General features: G+C 67.0%; 20 protein-coding genes. 4 read left to right on the top strand and 16 right to left on the bottom strand.

Features of this window, described 5'->3' with window-relative positions; genetic code table 11:
- The 11 genes from ACLJPD_RS16095 to ACLJPD_RS16045 form a co-directional block, all read right to left on the bottom strand.
- Window positions 1–1605 carry an aldehyde dehydrogenase gene (locus ACLJPD_RS16095; protein WP_410872940.1) on the bottom strand — a complete coding sequence of 535 codons (1605 nt, stop codon included), beginning with the start codon at window positions 1603–1605 and terminating at the stop codon, window positions 1–3.
- Between the two features lie 177 nt (window positions 1606–1782).
- The gene (locus ACLJPD_RS16090) at window positions 1783–2625 is read right to left on the bottom strand and encodes an aspartate dehydrogenase domain-containing protein (RefSeq protein ID WP_410872939.1); all 843 of its coding nucleotides are present in this window, start codon (window positions 2623–2625) and stop codon (window positions 1783–1785) included.
- The gene (locus ACLJPD_RS16085; protein WP_410872938.1) at window positions 2622–5024 is read right to left on the bottom strand and encodes a xanthine dehydrogenase family protein molybdopterin-binding subunit; all 2403 of its coding nucleotides are present in this window, start codon (window positions 5022–5024) and stop codon (window positions 2622–2624) included. The genes ACLJPD_RS16090 and ACLJPD_RS16085 overlap by 4 nt, the downstream gene beginning before the upstream one ends.
- Complete coding sequence (locus tag ACLJPD_RS16080; RefSeq protein ID WP_410872937.1) at window positions 5021–5560, bottom strand: (2Fe-2S)-binding protein; 540 nt, start codon at window positions 5558–5560, stop codon at window positions 5021–5023. The genes ACLJPD_RS16085 and ACLJPD_RS16080 overlap by 4 nt, the downstream gene beginning before the upstream one ends.
- Entirely contained in the window at window positions 5553–6428 is an 876-nt protein-coding gene (locus ACLJPD_RS16075) for an FAD binding domain-containing protein (protein ID WP_410872936.1), read from the bottom strand. Before ACLJPD_RS16075 ends, ACLJPD_RS16080 begins: the two co-directional genes overlap by 8 nt.
- Window positions 6428–7249, bottom strand: coding sequence for an ABC transporter ATP-binding protein (locus ACLJPD_RS16070; RefSeq protein ID WP_410872935.1), 822 nt, complete (start codon window positions 7247–7249; stop codon window positions 6428–6430). Before ACLJPD_RS16070 ends, ACLJPD_RS16075 begins: the two co-directional genes overlap by 1 nt.
- Window positions 7242–8162, bottom strand: a complete 921-nt coding sequence (locus tag ACLJPD_RS16065) for an ABC transporter permease (RefSeq protein WP_410872933.1) — start codon at window positions 8160–8162, stop codon at window positions 7242–7244. Before ACLJPD_RS16065 ends, ACLJPD_RS16070 begins: the two co-directional genes overlap by 8 nt.
- A complete protein-coding gene (locus ACLJPD_RS16060; RefSeq protein WP_410872932.1) occupies window positions 8138–8929 on the bottom strand; it encodes an ABC transporter permease in 792 nt (263 codons plus the stop codon). Before ACLJPD_RS16060 ends, ACLJPD_RS16065 begins: the two co-directional genes overlap by 25 nt.
- Window position 8930: 1 nt before the next feature.
- Window positions 8931–9902 carry an ABC transporter substrate-binding protein gene (locus ACLJPD_RS16055; RefSeq protein WP_410872931.1) on the bottom strand — a complete coding sequence of 324 codons (972 nt, stop codon included), beginning with the start codon at window positions 9900–9902 and terminating at the stop codon, window positions 8931–8933.
- 311 nt (window positions 9903–10213) lie between these two features.
- Window positions 10214–10744, bottom strand: a complete 531-nt coding sequence (locus ACLJPD_RS16050; RefSeq protein WP_410873427.1) for a MarR family winged helix-turn-helix transcriptional regulator — start codon at window positions 10742–10744, stop codon at window positions 10214–10216.
- A 448-nt stretch (window positions 10745–11192) separates the two neighbouring features.
- Window positions 11193–12254, bottom strand: a complete 1062-nt coding sequence (locus ACLJPD_RS16045; protein ID WP_410872930.1) for a dihydrodipicolinate reductase — start codon at window positions 12252–12254, stop codon at window positions 11193–11195.
- Between the two features lie 202 nt (window positions 12255–12456).
- Between ACLJPD_RS16045 and ACLJPD_RS16040 the strand changes: the two genes are divergently transcribed.
- Window positions 12457–13203, top strand: coding sequence for a TetR/AcrR family transcriptional regulator C-terminal domain-containing protein (locus ACLJPD_RS16040; protein WP_410872929.1), 747 nt, complete (start codon window positions 12457–12459; stop codon window positions 13201–13203).
- Here the strand turns inward: ACLJPD_RS16040 and ACLJPD_RS16035 are convergent.
- Complete coding sequence (locus ACLJPD_RS16035; RefSeq protein WP_410872928.1) at window positions 13187–14533, bottom strand: cytochrome P450; 1347 nt, start codon at window positions 14531–14533, stop codon at window positions 13187–13189. The genes ACLJPD_RS16040 and ACLJPD_RS16035 overlap by 17 nt on opposite strands.
- 180 nt (window positions 14534–14713) lie before the next feature.
- Here ACLJPD_RS16035 and ACLJPD_RS16030 point away from each other — a divergent pair, with 180 nt between their 5' ends.
- Window positions 14714–15415: a TetR/AcrR family transcriptional regulator gene (locus ACLJPD_RS16030; RefSeq protein ID WP_410872927.1), complete on the top strand. Its 702-nt coding sequence runs from the start codon at window positions 14714–14716 to the stop codon at window positions 15413–15415.
- Here the strand turns inward: ACLJPD_RS16030 and ACLJPD_RS16025 are convergent.
- From ACLJPD_RS16025 to ACLJPD_RS16015, 3 genes are read right to left on the bottom strand one after another with little or no spacing between them, the layout of a single operon-like run.
- On the bottom strand, window positions 15412–16149 hold the full coding sequence (locus tag ACLJPD_RS16025) for an SDR family NAD(P)-dependent oxidoreductase (RefSeq protein ID WP_410872926.1): 738 nt from the start codon (window positions 16147–16149) through the stop codon (window positions 15412–15414). The two genes, ACLJPD_RS16030 and ACLJPD_RS16025, sit on opposite strands and share 4 nt — an antisense overlap.
- Entirely contained in the window at window positions 16146–17153 is a 1008-nt protein-coding gene (locus ACLJPD_RS16020; protein WP_410873426.1) for a phosphotransferase family protein, read from the bottom strand. Before ACLJPD_RS16020 ends, ACLJPD_RS16025 begins: the two co-directional genes overlap by 4 nt.
- A gap of 11 nt (window positions 17154–17164) precedes the next feature.
- A complete protein-coding gene (locus ACLJPD_RS16015) occupies window positions 17165–18373 on the bottom strand; it encodes an acyl-CoA dehydrogenase family protein (RefSeq protein ID WP_410872925.1) in 1209 nt (402 codons plus the stop codon).
- Between the two features lie 117 nt (window positions 18374–18490).
- On the opposite strand from ACLJPD_RS16015, the gene ACLJPD_RS16010 reads away from it, so the two are divergent.
- On the top strand, window positions 18491–19375 hold the full coding sequence (locus ACLJPD_RS16010; RefSeq protein WP_410872923.1) for a TetR family transcriptional regulator: 885 nt from the start codon (window positions 18491–18493) through the stop codon (window positions 19373–19375).
- A 13-nt stretch (window positions 19376–19388) separates the two neighbouring features.
- Here the strand turns inward: ACLJPD_RS16010 and ACLJPD_RS16005 are convergent, their stop codons facing one another.
- On the bottom strand, window positions 19389–20990 hold the full coding sequence (locus ACLJPD_RS16005; RefSeq protein ID WP_410872922.1) for an MFS transporter: 1602 nt from the start codon (window positions 20988–20990) through the stop codon (window positions 19389–19391).
- 110 nt (window positions 20991–21100) lie between these two features.
- Between ACLJPD_RS16005 and ACLJPD_RS16000 the strand changes: the two genes are divergently transcribed.
- Entirely contained in the window at window positions 21101–21718 is a 618-nt protein-coding gene (locus ACLJPD_RS16000; protein WP_410872921.1) for a TetR/AcrR family transcriptional regulator, read from the top strand.
- Window positions 21719–21722: the final 4 nt, after the last annotated feature.

The raw sequence follows: 21722 nt of genomic DNA, 5'->3' as shown, positions 1-21722 counted from the left end.
TCACAGACCTGCCCAGGGCAACGGCTGCCCGGACACGTCGAGGTAGATGCTCTTCTGGTTCATGTAGGACCGGATTCCGTCGCGGCCCTTCTCGGTGCCGACACCGCTGTCCTTCAACCCGCTGAACGGAGTCGAGATACTGAACTGCTTATAGGTGTTGATCCACACCGTTCCGGCCTGCACGGCGCGGGCCGTCCGCCAGGCACGCCGGTAGTCCGCGGTCCAGATCCCACAGGCCAGACCGAACACCGTGTCGTCGGCCTGCGCGATGACGTCGGTCTCGTCCTCGAACGGGAGCACGACGGCGACGGGCCCGAAGATCTCCTCCTGGCAGATCGTCGCGCTGTTCGCGACGCCGGTGAGCACGGTGGGCAGGTAGTACGCGCCGTCGGCCAGTCCTGGATCCGCGGGGACCGTACCGCCGCACAGGACCGTCGCGCCCGCGCGTACCGCATCGTCGACCATCGCCGCGACCCCGTCCCGGTGCTGGCGGGTGACCATGGGCGCCACCTGGGTTCGTGGATCGGTGCCCGGTCCCACTCGCAGTGCCGTGGTCGCCGCGACCAGGCGGTCGACGAATTCGTCGTACACCGCGCGCTGTACGAAGATCCGCGATCCCGCGATACAACTCTGGCCCGACGAGGAGAAGATGCCGAACATGACCCCGGCGAGCGCCTGCTCGAGGTCAGCGTCGGCGAAGACGATAGTGGGTGATTTGCCGCCGAGTTCGAGGGTGATCGGCATCAGCTTCTCCGCGGCGACATGTGCCAGCGCGCGACCGGTCGTGGTTCCACCGGTGAACGAGATCTTGCCGATTCCCGGGTGCCGGGCGAGCGCGTCGCCGACGCTGCGCCCCGGGCCGGGCAGGACCGACAACAGGCCGGCCGGTAGGCCCGCCTCCTCCGCCAGCCGCGCCAGCAGCAGGGTCACCCACGGCGCCCAGACCGGCGGTTTGGCGACCACCGCGTTGCCCGCCGCGAGAGCGGGGGCGATCTTCTGCGCGTCCGAGGCGATCGGCGAGTTCCACGGGGTGATGGCGCCGACGACGCCCATCGGCTCGTAGGTCGCGAAGGTGAGGAAGGGGCCACGACGGGGCGTGATCGCGTCCTCCATGGTCTCGAGGGCCGCCGCCATGAACCGGAAGGTGCCTGCGGCGCTGCGCGCGAGGGCACCGGTCTCGACCAGCGTCTTTCCGGTGTCAACGGTTTGCAGTGCGGCGATGCGGTCGATATTGGCCTCGATAGCGGTCCCGATCCGGTACAGGACGGCCGCACGCTCGTGCGGTAGCCACTCGGCCCAGCCGGAACTCGCGACGGCCCGCCGACCACCGTCGACCGCCAGGTCGACGTCGCTCGCGACGGCACCGTGCAGGCGGGCGAAGACTCGGCCTGTCGCCGGATCGACCGACTCGATCACCGCGCCCGACCCTCGGACCCACCGGCCGGCCACGAAGATCTCGTCGGTCGTATCCGGCACCGGTGCGGCCACCGGCGACCGATCGAGGTCCGCGGCGTCGGCGGCCACGGTCCGGGCTTCCGGCCCGAAGGCGGAGATCTCACTTGCCGCCTGCTGCGAACGAGTGCTCGTGCTGCCTTGTAAGTCCATCGGAGTCTTTATCCGTTCTCTGTCGCAGCACTGTCCGGCCCATATGAGCACCGAATGCCTTCTTGGAAAGAGTCTGAGCTAAAAGATACTTTGCGTCAAGATATCTGCGTTATTTTGTCGAAATGGGCACCGTTCGGGGCCTTTTCAGGGTGCTCGTCGTTGCGCCGCGCGGATCGGTCAGGCGATGAGGTTCGGATGGCCGGTCAGGTGGGCCAGCGTCCGCAGGATGGAGTACGGCACCACCGCGCTGGTGCGCGGGTTGTCCGCACTCGGCAGATTCTCGATCTTGATCGAGTACCTGCCGATCGGACCCGAGGCCTCTATCTCGTGACAGGTCAGGTCCGCGTCCGGATCGGCGTACAACTCGACCGATACCGTCTCCCAGTCGCGCACCGCGAAACTCACCGCGGCAGCGACATTGAGCGATTTCGGAAACAGTCGCGCCGCTTCGGCCGGACTGCCTGCGAACACACGCAGCCGCGTCGCCGTGGTGCTGATCCGGTGCCGCTGCGCGGCGTCCATCCACGGCTGTACCAGTGATCCCGGCGATTTCGTCGACCGGACGAGCACTCGTTCGAAAGGCGCGGCGTCGCGTGCGGCGGCGAGCAGGTCGAGGCCGCCGACCGCGCCGTGTGTGCACACGACCCGTCCCGGCCCGCTACCCGCGATCCGCTGCGCGAACGCAGGGTCCGACAGTGCCCCGACCGACGACACCAGCAGGTCCCGTCCGGCGTCGACCACGTGCTGGGCGACCTCCCACACCGCCTCCTGCGACGCACATTCGACCACCACATCCGCGACTTCGAGCGCCTGCGCGAGCAAGAGCGCGGGCGCCGGGAGATTCTCGACCGGTGACCGATTGACGATCCCGACCAGTTCGGCACCGGGCACATCCCCGCGGAGGAGCCGGTCGGCCACGACCGCGCCGATACTCCCGTAACCGAGCACGCACACCCGCACCGGATCTCGGCCGCCGACCGTTGCGGCGGCAGGGTGTGTGCCGTTGTGCGTCAACGTCATCGCCGCACCTCGGCAGCACGCGCGGCGATCGCCTCGTAGACCCGTTGCGGTGACAGCGGGAGTTCGGTGATCTGCGCACCCACCGCGTCGGCGACGGCCTGGGCGATGGCGCTGGCCACGGGTAGCATCCCGCCCTCCCCCATGCCCTTGCTGCCGAACGGTCCGGGGCCGTGGCCCTGCTCCTGGGTGATCGAGACGAACCGTTCGGGGATGTCCTCGGCGAGCGGTACCCGGTACAGCAGTGCCTCGGCGTTGAGCAGTTCGCCATCCGGGGCGTAGCGGAGTTCCTCGAACAACGCCTGCCCCAGTCCGAACACCGCGGCCCCCTCGTCCTGACCGCGACACGCGATCCTGTTGATCACCTTGCCCGCGTCACCGCTGACGGCCAGTTGCAGCACGGTGACCCGGCCCGTCTCCGGGTCGACCTCCACTTCCGCGGCCGCCCAGCCGATCTCCCAGAAAACACACGGCGCCTCGAGTGGCGCTCGGTGATCGTTGCGTGCCTTGTAGAAACCGTCGGCGGAGAACTCGAATCCAGTATTCCCGAAAACCTCCATGATCATCGGAAACAGGTTGTGCACCGCCCCGTCGGGGGTGTGCACATGCCAGTCCACGAGCTCGAGCCCGGCGGGATCGACGGCGAGTTGCGCACCGGCCCAGTCGAGTACCTGATCCCGCAGCTTCTCGGCCGCCGTCCGCACCGCCTGCCCCATCACCGCCACTCCCGAGGAGGCATTGGTGCCCTGGTCGAACGGGGTGTTGTCGGTGTCGATACGCGCGTAGGCCACCCGGGCGGGATCGCAGTGCAGCACCTCGGCGACCAGTTGCGCCATCGCGGAGTGCCCGCCCTGCCCCATCTCGGTGAGTGCGCAGTTGAGCAGGACGTCGCCCCGGGTGGTGACCTTGACCCGCGCCATGGCCGGCTTGTTGATACCGCCGCCGTCCTTGACCCCGACCGAAACGCCCATCCCCCGGTTTCCGGTACGGGCGCGCTCGTGGTAGCCGATCGCGTCGGCCACCACCCGCATCCCCGCCACCAGATCGGAGTCGATACCGGACTCGCCCGGAACGAATTCCTCGCCGAGTGCCTTGAGGTTGCGCACCCGCAAGTCGTACGGATCGAGTCCGAGGCGATCGGCGATCAAGTCGACCTGCCGCTCACTGGCCCACGTCGCCTGCGTGCCACCGAATCCGCGGTAGGCACCGGCCGGGACGGTGTTGGTGGTGACGACCCGACACACCGAATCGATGTGCTGCCATCGGTAGGCGCCGGGCATCCGGTAGCCGGCCTTCTCCGCGACCGCGGGGCTGTGCTCGGCGTAGGCACCGCCGTTGAGCAGCACCGTCGACTGCCGCGCGACGAAGGTACCGTCGGCCCGCACACCGGATTTCACGATGAGGGTCGCCGCGTGCTGCGATACCGTGAGGAACACCTCCTCGGTGGTCATACAGAACCGCACCGGCCGCCCGCCGCTGAGCTGCGAGAGCCGGATCGCGACCGGATCGGCCTTCGGCCCGTTCTTCGCGCCGAAGCCGCCGCCGAGCAACGGCACATGCACGCGGATCCGGTTCTCCGGCAGCCCGAAAACGCGCGAGAGCTCCTTCCGCAGGTTGAACGGCGACTGCGTCGAGGTCCACACCTCGATCTCGTCGGCGCTCGCCTCGGCGACGGTCACGAACGGTTCGAGATGCATGTGGTTCATCCGCGAGAACTGGAAGGTGTCCTCGAAGACGTGGTCACAGCTTTCCCAGACCGAGGGCGAGCCGGTGCTGTAGCGGAACTCGTAGCTCACGTTCGGCGCACTGCGCAGCGACGCCGACGCGCCCTGCCCGTACTTCGGGATCACCCCGAACGGCTCGTCCGGATGGATGACCGGCGCCGATTCCGCGAGTGCCTCATCGACGGTGAACACCGCGGGCAGCACCTCGTACTCGACCCGGATCAGATCCAGTGCCGCGAGCGCGGTGCGCTCATCGACGGCGGCGACCGCGGCCACCACGTCACCGACGTACCGGACGACGCCCGTCGCGACCACCGGCTGGTCCTTGACCATCGTCCCGTAGCACTGCAGCCCGTCGATCTCGTCCTGGGTGACGACCGCGGTGACACCCGGGAGCGTTCGCGCCGCCGAGGCGTCGATGGAAAGGATGCGGGCGTGCGCGTGCGGGCTGCGCAGCACTTTCGCGTGCAACATGCCCGGGCGCACGATATCGGCCCCGTACACGGCCCTGCCGGTGACCTTGGCCGTCGCGTCCGCACGCGGGCCGTCCCGCCCGACCACCCGGTGTAGCGGCGATGCCGTCGGCAGTTCCCGGATCCGGTACCCACCGATCGCCCGGTCGTCCACCACGTGGGTACGGGCTTCGCGGCTGCTCGGCCGATCCGATACCGCGGTCACTCGCGCTCCCCGTTCGGCGCGGCAGTCAGTGCCGCCGCGCGTTCGACGGATTCCATGATCATCTCGTAGCCGGTGCAGCGGCAGGTGTTGGAACTGATCCACTCGCGGATGGTGCCGCGGTCGGGCCGGGGTTCCCGGCGTAGCAGACCGGTCGTGAGCATCAGCATGCCGGAGGTGCAGAAACCGCACTGGTAGCCACCGCATTCCGCGAAGGCCTGCTGCTGGGGCGAGAGAGTTCCGTCCGCGGCCGCGAGTCCTTCGACGGTCTCCACGGCGGCTCCCTCGACCGCGAACGCGAACGTCGAACAGGAGGCGACCGGGATATCGTCGACGAGTACCGTGCAGGCCCCACAGACACCGCGTTCACACGAACGCCGCACGCCCCGGCAACCGAAGTCCTCGCGGAGGACATCGAGCAGGACCGCGCTGGAATCTATTGTGCAGTTACGCTTTTCGCCGTTCAGACTGAACTCTATCGAGGTTTCGAGCGCACCCTGCGGCACATCCGCGTTCGCCTCGGACTCGGGGTCACACATGCGGTTCGTCCTCACGATGATGGGTGGCGGTGGCCGCCTCGCAGAGCAGCCTGCGGATCAATACCGCGACAAGGTGCCTGCGGTACTCGGCGGACCCGGTGTAATCGGCGACACCATCCGGGAGTTGGGCGGCGAGCACTGCGGCGGTCGACACCGCGTCGATATCGGCGACCGCTGTCGCGGCGGTGTCGGCGCGCAGCGAGACGCCCCGGCGGTACTCAGACCCCGCGGTGGCGTGGACGGACAGGGTGGCATCAGCACTCCGGCGGATCGCCACGGCGACAGTCGTGGTGGGGCGCATCGAACGCTCGTATCCGAACCACACCAGATCCGCGGTGGACACCGCGATATCGGTGAGCAGCGCGGTGGTGTCGTCGGTCCACAGGTCGCCGGGGACGAGGGTGCGCCCGTCCGAGATCGACAACCGGGCATCGAGTGCGCCCAGAATCAACGGCATCTCGTAGCGGTATCGCCGCGCCATCAGATTCCCGCCGACCGTGCCGGTGTACCGGATCCGCACGGTGGCGATCCGCGACCACGCCGCCGCGAGTCCGGGGATCGCCGTGGCGACCGTCGCGCTGGTCGCGCCCTCGTGATGGGTGACCATCGACCCCAGGCGCAGTACACCGTCACCGTGCGTGATCGCCGTCAGGCCTGCCACTTTCCGCAGCGATACCAGGGCCGCGGGCGCACAGCCCTCACGGATCCTGGCTACGAGATCGCTGCAGCCGGCACCGATCACCGCCTCCGGGTCCGCCGCGAGCACCGCCTTCACCTCGGCGATCGACTCGGGGCGGTATAACCGGAACGGCGCGAGTGCCGATTGACTCTGCGCGACGATGCCGGATCCGTCGACCGTGGCCCGCATCAGTGCGCCTTGCTCACAACCGGGTGACTCGGGTCCTCGGCGGTCACGCCGTCACCGCGCAGCAGCCTCGTCACGTGCGATCTGATCTCGACGAATCTCGGGTCCGTTTTGGTGGTGATGTGATCTCGCGGGCGAGGCAGGTCGACCTCGATCGTCTCGGCCACGATGCTCGGCGGCTTCGACAACACGATGATGTGATCGGCGAGGTAGACGCTCTCGTCGATGTCGTGGGTGACGACCAGGACGGTGATCCCGAGCCGCGCCTGGATCGTGAGCAGCAGATCCTCGAGTTCGGCGCGGGTCTGGGCGTCGACCGACGCGTACGGCTCGTCCATGAGCAGCAGCTTCGGGTGGCTGGCCAGCGCCCGGGCGATGGCGACCCGCTGCTGCATACCGCCCGACATCTGCCAGGGGTAGAGCTTCTCCTTGCCGGACAGACCGACCGCGTCGATGGCCTCCTGTACCCGGGCGGCGCGCTCCGGGCGCGGTAGCCCCGCGAGCGGGAAGGCGATGTTCTTGTCCACCCGCATCCACGGGAACAGCGAGCGCGCGTAGTCCTGGAAAACCATGGCAAGGCCGTCGGGGACACCGGATACCAGTCGCCCGTCGAAGGTAGCCGCACCGGTCGTCGGCACATCGAGTCCGCTGATGATCCGCAGCAGGGTCGATTTGCCGCAACCGGAGGGTCCGACGATAACGCTGACCTTGCCCGCGGGCGCGACAGCGGTGATATCGCGGACTGCCAGGTTGGTTCCGTACGACTTCGAGATGCCGGTGAGGACCAGCTCCGCGGACGTGGTCGCCACATCTGTACTAGTCATTTTGCTGAGTCACTCCTCGGTGCCAGGCCAACGCCCGCCGTTCGACGAACACGAAGATGAAGTTGAGTGCGACGCCGAGCGCGGCCAACACGATCAGAACGGACCAGAATCCGGTGTAGTCGAAGTTGCGCTGCGTCTGGATCAGCAGATACCCGAGACCGTTCTCGGCCTTCTGCAGCTCGGAGATGATCATGATGATGAGCGACAGCGACATCGCGGTCCGCACACCGGCGAATATCTTCGGCGCCGCTCCGGGAAGGATCACGTGCGCCAGCACATTCCACCGCGAGATCTTGAACACCGCGGCGGTCTGCATCCGGCCCGTTCCGACGCTCTGGACACCGTCGATCGTGTTGAACAGGATCGGCCAGACCACGGAGAACGCGATGAGGAAGATCTTCGGGCTGTCCCCCGTTCCGAACAGGAAGAAGAACACCCCGAGCAGCGCCGGGCTCGGCAGCGATCGCCCGAGGTGGATGAGCGGCTGGAACAGCGCCGTCAACACCGGAACGATGCCGAGCGCGACACCCAGCGCGACCCCGATCACGACGGCCAGCAGCAGTCCCACCATCGCGCGGTAGACGCTGGGGACGAAGTGATCGAAGGTCGCGTCGCCGAGGAACAGGCGGCCGGCGTCGGCGCTGAAGAAGTCGGTGAAGACCCGCTCGAAAGCATCGAACGGCGCAGCGACGATCAGCGAACCGACCTCCGACTGCGACAGTGCCCACCACGCGGCCAGGATCAGCACCGGGACCAGCAGCCGGATGCCCGTGTTGCTCAGCAGCAGCGACAGGGAGCCGCGAGTGCGCGCCGAGCCGACGGCACGAGATTTCGGATTCGGCCGAACCGCAGGCGCGGCGACCACGGTCTCGTCGGTCGATGCGACCATCACTGGGCCAGCCCCTTCTTCCATGCGAACACCTTGTTGTCCAGGGCGGTGAAGGCCGTGCTCACCGCAAGGCCGAGAACTCCGGCCACCAGCGTCGCGGCGTAGACGGTGTCGAGGTTGGTGGCGTTCGCGCTGTTGAGCAGGATGTAACCACCGATCCCCTGACCGTTGCCGATCAGCAGTTCCGCGCTGACGGCGACGATGAGTCCGATCGACGCGGCGATCCGGATCCCGGTGAACGCGAACGGAAGTGCGCTGGGAATCTTGATCCGGCGCAGGATCGCGAGCCCCGAGAGACCGAAGGTGCGGGCCGTCTGCACGGCGGTGGCGTCGGTGGCTCGGACTCCGTACAGCGTGTTCAGCAGGATCGGCCACATGCAGGCGAGCGCCACCGTGATCGAGAGCGGCAACATTCCCGAACCCAGCAGTAATACCAGGACCGGGCCCAACGCGACCGAGGGCAGGACCCGGAAAACCTCGACCGGGAGTTCGAAGGCGGTGAACACCTTCGCGAAGGCGCCCATCAGGCCACCGAGCACCATTCCGGCCACGGTGGCGATCAGCAGGCCGAGCATCCACTCCTGGAGTGTGAAACCGACTTCCTGCCAGAAGATTTGATCTCTGAACAGTGCGCCGGTCTCCGCCAGCACCCGGCTCGGAACGGGCAGACCGGGTGTGGAGATCAATCCGGTTCGGATGACCACTTCGGTCAGCGCGGCCGTCCCGAGCACGCCCACGATTCCGTAGGCGATCCGCTGATTCCGCCCGAGTGGCTCACTGAGCAGATTCATCTCAGTTCTCGAGCGTGAGGAGACGCGAGGTGACGTCGAAGCCCTCGGGGATCCGTCCCTGGGCGCCGAGCATATCGGCGACGGCCTGCATCTTCGCCGGATCCATGCTCGACGCGAAGATCGGCAGCGACATCGACCGGGCCACTTCCGCGGGAACCTTGGCGACACCGGGCAGCCAAGTGCGGAAATCGGCCTCGTGGGCGGAGATATCGGCCCCCGCCGCGTAGATCGCGCGGGCGAACGCCGCGGTGGTGTCCGGGTTCGCGTCCACGAATTCGTTACCCGCGACGAAGATCGACGCAGGCAGTGCGTTGTTGATGCCCGTCGTGAGGTCCGCGATCTCCCGCATACCGGCGCCGCGCGCTGCCGAGGAGAACGGCTCGGGGGCGTACCCGACGTCGATCGACCCGGCCTGCACCCCGGGCAGCATCTCGGGGAACGGCACCTCGACATACCGCGGCTCGATCTGGACGCCCCGGTCGGTCGCGAGGTTGGCGATGGTGACATCGCCGATGTTGTTGGTGGTGTTCACCCCGACGGTCTTGCCGTCGATATCAGCGATCGATGTGATCGGCGATTCCGGCGCGACATACAGAATTCCGCTGCGGTCGCCGAGCGAGGATGTGTGCACGACGGTGGTGATCGGTGTCTTGCGGGACTGCGCGATGGCCGCGGAGATCGAGTTGGCGATGCTGAAGTCGAGTTCCCCCGAGGCGACCTTCTGGATGCCGATGGGCCCACCCTGGATCGGCTCGAGCGTCACTGTGAGCCCCTCCCGCTCGAAGAAGCCCTTCTCGTCCGCCCAGTACACCGCCGCGTAGTCGGCCAGCGGAAGCACGCCCACCGAGACCGAGGTCTGCTCGAGTGTGCCGTCGGTCGCCGCGGCGGTGCGCTCGCCCGAGCCGCCGCACGAGCTCAGAACCAAGGCGGAACCGGCCAGCAGAACTGCGGCGGCGAAGCGGATTGTCGTCATGAACGTCTCCTGTCGGGACGATGGTGGCGACCGGGGCTGAGTTCATCGCCGCGGTTGCCGAACATCTTGGCTGCAAGAGATTTCTACTTCCTTACCGCTAAGAGGTCAACGCCGGATGCACCCGAATTCGATGATTAACAGCCGTTTAACGCCACCGGAATCTGCCGCTCCGAATGGAGAGATGCAGGTCACACCTCTGATCGATGGTGTGACGTCCCCCACAAAAAACACCAAGAGGTTTTGCGAAGTTGCCCCGAAAAAAGACGAACGCTCCCAGATCGTGAGATCCGGGAGCGCCTGAAACCGGCCGTTCATGCAGTGCGATCGACCGTGGCGTCCTCCCCCAGCGACAACTCTGCTGTCCGTAGCGATCCCTCGAGCACCGTGAGCAGCCCCGCCAGCTGAGCTTTCTGCTCGGTGTCCAGACCCACCAGCATCCGCGCGAGTTCGGCGAAGTGCTCATCGGCGACACGGTCCACCAGTTCACGCCCCGCATCGGACAGGGTCACGTAGACGACCCGGGCGTCCTCGGCATCGCGTTCCCGGAGAACCAGCCCGGCCTCCTCCAGTCGGTTGACCCGCAAAGTCAGGCCGCCCGTCGTGATGAGCGTCTGCTTCGCCAACTCCCCCGCCGTGCGCCGGAACTCCGGTTCCGCGCGGCGCAGGCACGCGAGCACGTCGAATCCCGCCTCGTTGGTGCCGAACTGTTCGAACACACCGTTGATCCGTGCGCGATAGAGCAGGAAACTGCGGTGCATTCGCCCGAAGATCTCCAACGCGGAGACATCGAGTTCGGGCCGCGACTGGGCCCATTGTCGGATGATCTCACCGACACCGTCCAAGTTATCCGTCACTGCCTCTGCCACAACCCATCTCTCGTCGCCGCACTTGCCTTAGCGCAAAGGCACTGTACGATCTTTTCTACCACCCCACCAGTGCTGGACACCGGCGATCATCTCGCCGGGACAGCTCGGCCGCGAAGTCGACGCGCACGCCGACGGCGGCCACCGGCAGCGAGCCGGGTACCGACCGCGGCAGTGCGGCCGTTAGCCGGACCTGCAAGTCAAGGCAGAGGGTAGCCCGAATGCACGAGATGGTGAACACCATGACTCCATGGCAGACAGCCGGAATCGACTGCGCCTGTTCACAATCACCCGATCGGCGGGCCCGATCCGAAGTCCTGGATCCGCAGAGCCAGCAGTACGCCACCATGATCGAACCTCGGTTCCGCCACGTTCGAACTCCTGGCGTACCCCTGCGACGAGTCGTACTGTGCGGGTGCTGCGAGCTTCATGCCCGCGCGATGATGTTGCGGGGCAAGGTGAGTGGCAGATCGTTATAGGTCGCGATGCCGGGTGCGGCCGCGACGACCGCGGGTATCGCGTGGATGGGCGGCATCGCGGTCATGATGTGGCCGAGGACCATGAAATCGGCGATCGTCTCGGCCTGGAAATCGGGCGGGGGAAGGAACCCAACGGTCATGTTCACGGTCGGCCGGCCCGCGACGGTGATCTTCCAGCCGTCGCCGTCGATCTTCCAGTCCGGCTCCAGCGTCCGACCTTTCCGCCAGCGGACATTGATGTCGATGATGACGCGATCGCCGACGCGGCCCTGCCAGCTGGCGGCCACACCGGCCACGCAGCCCTTGGCTATGGTCCAGGAACCGAGGTCCAGATCCTCGGTGGTCTGCGCGTATTCGGCCTGGCACACGATCTCGTCGAGTTCGATGTTCAGCGAATCCGCCACCAGCCGAACGGCTTCGGCGAACACCGCGGTTCCGTGGGCGGCCATGCCGGGAAGGTCGGGATCGTCGATCGGGGTGCCGAAGCCGACCGGACGTTCGGTGGCCGGCGAGTCGTAGAAAGTGGTGTCGGCGGATTCGGCGATGGTCACCTTGTCGACCCGGTCGCACGCGTTCGCCGCGACGATCGCCAGCAATTGGGCGAAACCGGGACTGACCCCGGAGCCGAATATCGTCGACCCGCCGCGCAGGCACGCCTCTTCCAGCCGATCGCGCTCGTCACCCAGATTGTGGCCCGTGATGAACGATGCGGTGGTCACCACGTTCGCGCCCGAGGACAGGATGCGCACCGCTTCCTCGACGTCGAACCACATCGGGTTGTAGACCACGCAATCGGGTTTCAGTGCCAGCAGCGATTCGATGTCGTCGGTGGCGGTCACGCCAAGCGGCGCGTCGCCTGCCAGCTCGCCGACATCGCGCCCGACTTTGTCGGGTGACCAGGCGAAGCATCCGACCAGCTCGATGGTGGGATCGGCGGTGAGGGCCCGCACGGAACTCGTTCCTACATTCCCGGTGGTCCACTGGACGACGCGGTATTCGGCAGATGACATCGGTACCTCTTCCATGCTGAGAGTGACGTTCTCAGCGCGACTGCGAGCGACGATCGTGGGCTTGTTCCGCACGGTCACACCGGTCTTGTCTACCCCCGCGATCGTCTGCTCGGGGCGGTTTTGCGCAAGTTTTCCCCGGAGCGGAAAAATTCATTCTCGAATAGGAGAGTTAGCCTCTCGCCGAGGTCTCTAGGCTGAGACGGTGAGCGGACAGAAGTTCGGCGGACCCGATACGCCTGCGGAATCAGGGCAGACGCGTGGTCGTGGTCGACCGCAGAAGATCAGCCGCGAACAGATCCTGCGCGCCGCTCGGAGTGTGGCGCCCGCAGCGCTGACGATGCAGGCCGTCGCCGACGTGCTCGGAGTCGATCCCACCTCCCTCAACTATCACGTGGGCGGAAAAGAGGGCTTGCGCGAAATGGTTGCCCGGGATGTTTTCGAGTCCGAGCTCCGCCGCGTGGTATTGCCGGCCGCGGGCGATTGGCGCGATGTACTGACCCTGTTCGCGACAGCGTTGCGCGATGCCGTCGTCGTCGTGGGGACGTTGATCCCCTATCTGCAACCTTCCTACACAGGCGGCTTGGGCACATTGGCTTCGGTGGAGCGCGTCCTGCAAGCGTTGACGGAGGCGGGTTTCGGGATCGAAGAAGCCCGGGGCGCACTGATCCTCGTCACCGACACCGCCGCTTCGGCCGGGCGCGACGCGCTCACCGCTCGACGGGGCGCAGATCCCGAGGTGGCGGAATTAGCAGCAGCGTTGCGCGCGGTCCCCGAGACGGAATTTCCGATGCTTCGCGAAGTGGTCGCCGTCAGCCAGCGGGACCGTCGAGGCGCCGATGAGGATCGGCTTTCCTTCGATCTCACAGTGATCATCGCCGGGTTGCAGCAGAGGCTCACTTCGCGGAGATCGCCGGGCATGCCGATCCCCCGGCTCAGGGTGCCGCGGTGATCGGCGCCGCGAGGCGCTGCTCGTGCACCATCCGCTGTAGTTCGTCGATCGTTTCGTTCAGTCCGGGCCCCAGCCGCGGTCCAGGGGTGAAGGTCGCGGGGAGTTGCCGCATCCCCTGGATGAGGCCGATCGTTTCGTAGTGGACCGCGCCGTCGGGGTCGCAGTGGAAGTCGGGCATGCGATCGACAACCGCGGCCAGCATCCGCTTGAAGACCGTGCGCGCCACATTGGAACCGATGCACCGGTGGATGCCGAGTCCGAAACTCAAGTGCCGGTTCGCTTTTCGGTCGAGCACGACTTCGTCGGGGGACGGGAAGACGGTGGCGTCGCGGTTGGCCATCGCCCAGGACAGCCACAGGCGCTCCCCCTCCTTGAACTGCTGCCCGGCGACCTCGCAGTCCGCGGCGATGGTCCGGCCGTCCCCCGGCGCCGGGGTGAAGTACCGCAGGAACTCCTCGGTCGCCGAGTTCAGCAGCGTGTCGCGTTCCCGGCTCAGGGTTTCCCGTTCGGCGGGGTGCTGCGACAGCCACTCCAGCGAGTGGGCGGTGAGCGCTGTCGTGGTATCGAATCCCCCGCCGATGAGCAGGCCGAGAATACCGAGAAGGTCGATCTCCTCCGGCTTCTCACCATCGATCTCCATGCGCGCCAGCGCATCGATCAGGCCGGGGCGCGGCGTTTCGCGGATCTCGTGCAGGTTGGCCATCAGGTCCATGCCCATCGCCATGTTCAGGTTCTGGACTCGGTCCCGATCGGGTGAATCCGGCGGGGTGTAGACCGCGGCATGAGCCGGCTCGTTGTAGACCGCCCACTGTCGCAGGGGGACACCGAGCATGGCGAGTGTGAGGACGGCCGGAACGATGTTCGCGAGGTCGTCGACGAAGTCGATCTGCCCGGACTCGATCTTCTCGTCGAGGCAGGCTCGCACGATCTCGTCGATGAAGGGCTCCCACCGCCGGACCGCACTGGGCGACAGGTAGGGATTGAGAACGGCGCGGAACAGGCGGTGTTCCGGATCGTCCATCTCGAGAATTCCGTTGCGCAGCGGGATGACCGGCTCGCTGTAGGGAATGGTGATCCCCAGATAGCCCCGGCGCTCGTTCTTGTAGTCCCGATCGTTCGAAACATGGGGGCAGCGGGCGAGTTCGAAGACTTCACGGTTGCCCGCCGCGACCCAGTGGCCGTCGTGGGTGTCGGTCCAGGCTATCGGACACCGCTGGTGCATCTCGTGGGTGACCGCCTCGAAACGTTCCCGGTAACCGGGATTGTGGCGGTCGAAATGAAAGCGGTTTCGCTTGCGCTGGGACTCCGTCGACGGGTGACTCGAACTCACGGCTGCGTCCTTTCGAGAGGCCCGTATCGATCGCCTGCGTCGCCATACAGTAACCTCTTACCATAAGTGTTTACCGTAATTTCGGGCCCGGCACAACCAGTCGTGGCACCGGCGCGGGTCGGCATCATCACGATCGAGCAGGTGCCGCTAGGCTCCGATCGAGGCGATGACGGGAGGCCTGTGAAGGGCGAGGAGAGCGCGGTACGGACTCCGCGGCGACAGCGGCGGCAACGCAATTCGATCACCGCGGCGGACATCGTGAGCGGCGCGTTCGCGCTGGCGACGGAAGTCACGGTGGAGAAACTCAGCATGCCCGCACTCGCCCGCCGTCTCGACGTCGGCGTCACGAGCATCTACTGGTACTTCCGCAGCAAAGACCTACTGCTGCAGGCGATGCGCGATCGCGCCCTCGAGCAGTACGAGATCGCCCTGCCCTTCACCGGCCACGGCCCGTGGCACGAACTGCTCCGCCACCATTTCCGGACGATGCGCACGTTGTTCCTGGAAAATCCCGTCCTGTGCGATCTACTGATCGTCGACACCTCGAATTACGGTGACAATCCTGATCGGGTCGCGCGCGAGCGACTCGAAACCATCCTCACCACCCTCGTGGCCGCCGGTTTCACGCCGGAGCATGCGCTCGACACCTACTTCTCCCTGGCATCGCACAGCAGCGCGTTCGCGCTGCTGGAACGCCAAGAGAACCTCGAGCCCGCCCGACTACCTGCGACCGCTGCGATCGACCCCGCCACCATGCCGCTGCTGGCCGGGCTGGCGGAGAGCGGGTATCAGTTCCGGCTCGCGCAGGACCGCACGTTCGAAGCAGGGCTCGATGCCCTCCTCGAACGCGCCAAGAGCCTTCTGCCCACGGATGTCGGCTAGGCGCGGTATCCGTCGGTACCCGCGCGGGACATGACGATCGTGGGGACCACAGCGCGGGCGGACAGCCGCAGCAGCGAGTCGACCATCTCGACGATGTCGTTCACCGCGAGCATCTGCTCCGGGGGAACCTGATCGTGGATCCAGGCGCTCATGTCGGTGTCGACGTAGGCGGGCGCGATCGCGGTGGCGGTGACGCCGTTGCCGGATTCTTCGGCGTTGAGGGTGGTCAGCACGGAGATGAGCGCGGCTTTGGCCGCGCCGTAGACGGCCAGTCCCGCCTCGGCGTAGACGCCGGTGATCGAGGACAGCGCAACGACTTTGGCGCCGTGACCGGGATCGGCGAGTGCCCCCGCGCGCAACATCGGCAGCGCGCCCTGGATGAGCTGGATCGGGGCGCGCACGTTGACCGCGATGGTCTTGTCGAAGCGCCGCATCGACGACTCGGCCAGTGTGCCCGCGGTGCCGACACCCGCGTTCAGGATCAACGCCGACATCGTCGCGAACCGGTCGGTGTGCGCGCTGAGGACCCGCGCGACGCCTTCCTCGTCGGACATGTCCGCGGCGACGGGGACTACCTCGGCCGCGCCGTTCGCATGCAGCTCGGCAGCGACTGCCTCGAGGCGGTCGGCATCGCGCGCGGTGATGGTCAGCGAATAGCCCTGTCGGGCAAGCCGATTCGCGATTCCGAGGCCGATGCCCCGGGAGGCGCCGCTGATCAGTGCGGACTTGGTCATTGCCGGTGTCCTTTCAGTGCGCGCAGCCCGGCGGCCATGAATTCCGGGGTCGCCTCGGCGGCGCGTTCGGCCGCGGCGCCCGCACCTGAGCCCTGGAGTGCCCGGTGGGTGATGCCCTCGCCGATCACGCCGAGTTTGAAATTGGCGAGCGCGAGGTAGAAGCCCCAGTCGCCGAGGTCACGTCCGGAGGCCGTCGCGTAGGTCTGCGCGAGGGTGTCGGCGGTGGGCATGCGGTCGCTGGTCCAGGCCGCCGATGAGCCGAGGACCAGGTCGAACACCGGCGAGCGGTACACGCACATCAGGGCGACGTCGGTGAGCGGATCGCCGAGGGTCGACATCTCCCAGTCGACGACGGCGCGCACCCGGCCCGGATCGGCCGCGTCCAGAATCGTGTTGTCGATGCGGAAGTCGCCGTGCACGATCGAGGCCGAGGATTCGCGCGGGACCGCCTCGGACAGGGCGGCGTGCAGCACCGCGACATCGGGGAGTTCGCGGGTTTTCACCCGATCCCATTGGGACGCCCACAGATTCACCTGACGTTCGACAAACCCCGCAGGTCGTCCGAACTTGTCGAGACCCACCGCGTGCGGGTCGATCTCGTGCAGTCGGGCCAGCACACGCACCAACTCGGCCACGCTCGCCGCGACCTGAGAATCGGTCAGAGTTGCGAGGTCGTCCTGGTCGCGGATCACCAGGCCGTCGACGAATTCGACCACGGTCATCGGGGCCCCGAGCGCGGTGCCCTGCGCATCGAACGCGACGGTCTTCGCGACCGGCACCGCCGAACCTTGCAGTGCGTCGGTGACGGTGTATTCGCGGGCCATATCGTGCGCCGACGGGGTGAGCCCGGCGACCGGCGGGCGGCGCACCACCCAGCGCGAGACATCATCGGCGGCAGCGAAGGTGAGATTGGACCGGCCACCACTGATCAGTTCCACGCGCAGCTCCCCGCGCACCTCGACACCCTGGGCGCGCAGGAACAGCTCCAGTGCGCCGATGTCCATGCCCGGCAGTGTCATTCGGAGTCCCGCTGTGCCCGCTTGGCCGCGCTCACCGCGCGTTTGGCGATAGCCCAGCGATGCACCTCGGAGGGGCCGTCATAGATCCGAAACGGGCGTACTTCGCGCGACAGACGAGCCAGCGGCAGGTCCGCGGAGACACCGAGGCCACCGCACATCTGCATGCTGCGGTCGACGATGCGGAAGATCGCTTCGGCAGCATAGGTTTTCGCGATCGAGGTCGCGTTCGCGGCGGGTTCGCCCCGGTCGAGCTCCCAGCAGGCGCGAGTCAGCAGCGCGCGGGTGGCGGCGATGTCGATCTCGTTGTCGGCGATCATCTTCTGGATCATGCCGAGATCGCCCAGGCGTGAGCCGAAACCCTCGCGGTGCGCCACGTGCGCGAGGGCGACATCATGGCCGCGGCGCGCGGCGCCGAGCCAGCGCATCACATGGGTCATGCGGGCGGGACCGAGCCGCACCTGGGCGTATTCGAACCCTCGATCGACCTCGCCGAGCACCGCCGACTCCGCAACGAGCAGGTCGTCGAAGACGACTTCGCAGTGGCCACCGATCATCGACTTGTCGAGGGTGTCGATATGGCGGCCGACGCGAATGCCGGGGCTGTCGGCGGGGGCCAAAAACATGGTGGCGCCGCCACGCTGGCCCGGTTCACCCGAGGTGCGGGCCATGATGATGAAGAAGCCCGCGCCGTCGGCGCCGGTGATGAACCATTTGTGGCCGTTGATGCGCCAGCCGCCGTCGGCGCGGACCGCGCGGGTGGTCAGCGCCGACGGATCCGAACCCGCCCCGGGGGCCGGTTCGGTCATGGCGAAGGCCGAGCGCACCTCGCCACGGGCGAGCGGGGCGAGGAACTGCTGCTTCTGTTCCGGGTCGGCGATGTGGGCGAGCATGTGGACGTTGCCCTCATCCGGGGCGGCGATGTTGAGGGCGGTCGGGCCGAACAGCGAGTAGCCCGCCTCCTCGAACACCGGCGCGCGGTTGGACATGTCGAGGCCGTGGCCACCGAATTCGATCGGCGCGTGTGGGGCGAAGACTCCGGCGTCGCGGGCCGCCTGCTGCAGTTCGACGCGCAGTTTCTCACCACCTGCCGCAGCGATGTCACCGTCGTGCGCGTCCTCGATCGGGAGCACATGTTCGCGAATGAACGTGCGAGTGCGTTCGGCCAGGCTCTGCACCTCGGACGGATAGGACAGGTCGATCGCCACGAAACCACTCCTCGACTCACGTGCCGAACGATCGCTCGGCATTGAATATCCTTGACACTGACACGTAGCAATAAGACCTGTCAAACGCCGCATTGAAGCCTTTACGGCTGTTCAGTTATGCTGAACAGCGTGAGCTTGTCAGACGGTGAACCGACCGACCTCGGCGCGCGCCTGCGAGAGGCGAGGGTCGCAGCGGGCCTGTCGCTGCGCGAGACCGCACGTCGTATCGATGTCAGCCCGGCCACGCTCAGCGCCGTCGAGACAGGCAAAACGGGTGTCTCGGTGCCCCGACTCCGACTGCTGGCCGCAGAACTCGGCACGACGACGCAGTGGCTGATCGGCGAGCCAGCGAGCCCGACGACTCCGCCCCGCAGGCACGGCGCCGTCGTCGATCCGGTCGACGGGACAGCTCGCGCGTGGCGCGAGTTCCCGCGGCTCGATATCGATCCCATGCTGGCCGCCGCGATCGAATCCTTCGTGGAGACCGGCTACCACGGCGCCACCATGCGGTCGATCGCGCAGCGAGCCGGTATGAGTGTGCCGGGCGTCTACCACCACTACCGCGACAAACAAGACCTGCTGGTTCGGGCACTCGACCTGACCATGGACGAGCTGCACTGGCGGGTCGGTGCGGCCCGGCGCGAGGCGAGCACCGGCCGCGACCGGGTGGCCCGAGTCGTCGAGGCACTCGCCCTGTTCCACACCCACCGCCGCGAACTAGCCTTCATCGGCGCCAGCGAAATGCGCAGTCTGAACCCTGGCAATCGAGCGCGAATCGCCGCTTCCCGCAATGAGATCCAGCACTTCCTCGATGAGGACATCGATACCGCACTCGCCGAGGACAACCTCACCGCCGAACACGCGAGGGCCGCCGGACGCGCGATCGCGACGATGTGTACCGCCCTGCCCCAGTGGTTCCGTCTCGACGGCCCGGCCACGCCGGAGCAGATCGCCACCGCCTACGCCGACTTCGCCCTCGGTCTGCTCGGTATCCGCCGGTGACGGCGAACCGGCCTCATTCTTTCTCGGAACTCGCAGACCCGCTGTTCAGTCCGGTCTCGGCCGTGACCTCCCGGCGTGAATCGACAGGCTCCACAGCGGAAGGCGGGGTCGCGCGGCGTCGGCCTGGTGTCCATCCGGCCAGGAGGACGGCAGCGCCGATGGTCAGCCAGCCCAGAGCTGTCGCCGACTGGTGCATGCCGTGGATGAACGCGGATTTCGCGAAATCCGCGAGTGGCTGCGCGGAGGGACCTGCGCGCTCGGCCACCTGCAGTGCCGCCGCGAGTGAGTCGCCGACCGGTTCGCGCGCGGCCTCGGGGAGGTTGGGTAGTGCGGGGGCGATGCGTTGGCCGTATCCCGCCGCGAGCACACTGCCCGCGATCGCGATGCCGATCGCGGCACCGACTTCGCGGGCAGCGTCGTTGACCGCCGCGGCGACGCCGTGCTTCTCCACCGGGGTGCCGTCGACTATCGCGGCGGTGGCAGGCGCGGTGCACAATCCGATCCCCGCGCTCATCAGCAGTAGTGGGCCGAGCAGATCCAGGTAGGACGAATGGGCGTCGACCTGCGCGATCATGAGCAGCCCGCCCCCGATCGCCAACAGGCCCGCAAAGGTGGGGATTCGCAGGCCGATTCGTTCCGCCAGCCGGGGTGCGAACGCGGAGATCACCACCATCGGAATACCCATCGGGGCCAGCGCGAGCGCCGACAGCAATGGCCGGTAGCCGAGAATCAGCTGAAGATATTGCACGATCAGCATGAACAGGCCGAAGGTCACCAGGAATTGCACGGTCACTATCGCGGTGCCACTGCCGAATCCCCGGTCGGCGAAGAGCCGCAGATCTATCAGTGGATGCGTGACCCGCTTCTCGATGACGACGAAAGCGATGGCCACGGCGATCCCGATCACGGTCGCGCCGATCACTATCGGGTCGAGCCAGCCACGCGCGGGCACTTCGATCGCCGCGACCACGATCGCGCCGACTGCCAGGGCGCTGGTGATCGCGCCGAGCGGGTCCATCGCGGGCCGTGACGTGTCCACCGATTCGGGCACGGTGAAAGCCGCCGCCGACAGCACCGCGCCCGCCACGGCCATTCCGACGAAAATCGAGACCCAGGACCAACTTTCGATCAGGATGCCCGAGCCGAGAATACCGAGGATCGCGCCGACACCGGCGACACCGGCCCACAGTCCGATCGCGCTCCCTCGCCGTTCCGCCGGGAATCCCGCGGTCAACAGAGACAGGGTGGACGGCATCACCAGTGCCGCGCCGACCCCGGTCAGGGCCCGCGCGGCGATCAGCCAGATCGGGGTGTCGAGCAGCAATGGCGCCGCCGAAGCGACCGAGAAGATCAACAGTCCCACGATGAGGACCACGCGCCTGCCGTACCTGTCGCCCAACGCGCCCGCGGGCAGGACGAGGCAGGCCAGCGCCAAGGTGTATCCGTCGACGATCCAAGTGAGTTCGGCCTGACTGGCACCCGTGTCGGCCGCGATCTCCGGTAGTGCCGTGTACAGCGCCGCCATGGAGGAAGTGACGAGAATGACCGCCAGACAGGACAGTGTCAGTAGCCAGCGCTGGGCCGCGGACAGTCGCGCACGTCCGGTGGGATCCATCGGGGGCCTCCGATACTCTTAGTATTGCTACGCTACAACTTGTAGCACAACTGTGCGGCAAGAGATAGGCCGATGAGCTGACGTACCTGGACGGAGGAATACTGGGCTCCATGAGCGGATCTGACGACGTCGAGGTCGACCCACGCAAGGCTCGCTCGCGCGCCCGCCTCCTCGATGCCGCTGCCGACCTGATGCAGGCCGGTGGATTGGAAGCGGTGACCGTCGAGGGCGTCACCAAGTTGTCGAAGGTCGCCAGAACCACCCTGTACCGCCATTTCGACAATGCGATGCAACTGCGGGCGGCCACCATCGAACGTCTGCTGCCACCGGTAGTGGAGACTCCGCCGGAAGGCCCGCTGCGGGACCGACTGATCACACTGCTGGAACGGCAGGCCGACGCGATTCGGGACGCGCCACTGCAGGTGTCGACATTGGCGTGGCTGGCGACCGGCTCGGACCGCAACGCCGACAACCCGGCCATCACCTCGCTCAGCCGGCGCATCATCGACCAGTACCGGGTGCCGTTCGACCAGGTGCTCGAAACCCCCGAGGCCCATCGGCAACTGGGCGAGTTCGACACATACTTCGTGCTGTCGCAATTGGTCGGTCCGCTCGTTTTCGCGAAACTTCTCGGCTTGCGTGAGTCGACTCCGCAGGATTGCGCCCGCATCGTCGACGACTTCCTCGCGGCACGTGCCGCGACGTCACCTCGTGCACAGCAGGCGTAGCACC

The sequence above is a fragment of the Nocardia sp. A7 genome (assembly GCF_046549215.1).
Classification (GTDB): Bacteria; Actinomycetota; Actinomycetes; order Mycobacteriales; family Mycobacteriaceae; genus Nocardia.
The sequence above is the reverse complement of the archived record's forward strand: the minus strand, read 5'-3'. Positions and strand labels throughout refer to the sequence as shown.

Bases quoted from the DNA above. Each gene is read 5' to 3' on its own strand.
- ACLJPD_RS16080 (WP_410872937.1), bottom strand. From the start codon at position 5,560: ATGTGTGACCCCGAGTCCGAGGCGAACGCGGATGTGCCGCAGGGTGCG.
- ACLJPD_RS16045 (WP_410872930.1), bottom strand. From the start codon at position 12,254: ATGTCATCTGCCGAATACCGCGTCGTCCAGTGGACCACCGGGAATGTA.
- ACLJPD_RS16095 (WP_410872940.1), bottom strand. From the start codon at position 1,605: ATGGACTTACAAGGCAGCACGAGCACTCGTTCGCAGCAGGCGGCAAGT.
- ACLJPD_RS16020 (WP_410873426.1), bottom strand. From the start codon at position 17,153: ATGGACATCGGCGCACTGGAGCTGTTCCTGCGCGCCCAGGGTGTCGAG.
- ACLJPD_RS16070 (WP_410872935.1), bottom strand. From the start codon at position 7,249: ATGACTAGTACAGATGTGGCGACCACGTCCGCGGAGCTGGTCCTCACC.
- ACLJPD_RS16010 (WP_410872923.1), top strand. From the start codon at position 18,491: ATGCTGAACAGCGTGAGCTTGTCAGACGGTGAACCGACCGACCTCGGC.
- ACLJPD_RS16025 (WP_410872926.1), bottom strand. From the start codon at position 16,149: ATGACCAAGTCCGCACTGATCAGCGGCGCCTCCCGGGGCATCGGCCTC.
- ACLJPD_RS16090 (WP_410872939.1), bottom strand. From the start codon at position 2,625: ATGACGTTGACGCACAACGGCACACACCCTGCCGCCGCAACGGTCGGC.
- ACLJPD_RS16055 (WP_410872931.1), bottom strand. From the start codon at position 9,902: ATGACGACAATCCGCTTCGCCGCCGCAGTTCTGCTGGCCGGTTCCGCC.
- ACLJPD_RS16000 (WP_410872921.1), top strand. From the start codon at position 21,101: ATGAGCGGATCTGACGACGTCGAGGTCGACCCACGCAAGGCTCGCTCG.
- ACLJPD_RS16065 (WP_410872933.1), bottom strand. From the start codon at position 8,162: ATGGAAGAAGGGGCTGGCCCAGTGATGGTCGCATCGACCGACGAGACC.
- ACLJPD_RS16005 (WP_410872922.1), bottom strand. From the start codon at position 20,990: ATGGATCCCACCGGACGTGCGCGACTGTCCGCGGCCCAGCGCTGGCTA.
- ACLJPD_RS16075 (WP_410872936.1), bottom strand. From the start codon at position 6,428: ATGCGGGCCACGGTCGACGGATCCGGCATCGTCGCGCAGAGTCAATCG.
- ACLJPD_RS16060 (WP_410872932.1), bottom strand. From the start codon at position 8,929: ATGAATCTGCTCAGTGAGCCACTCGGGCGGAATCAGCGGATCGCCTAC.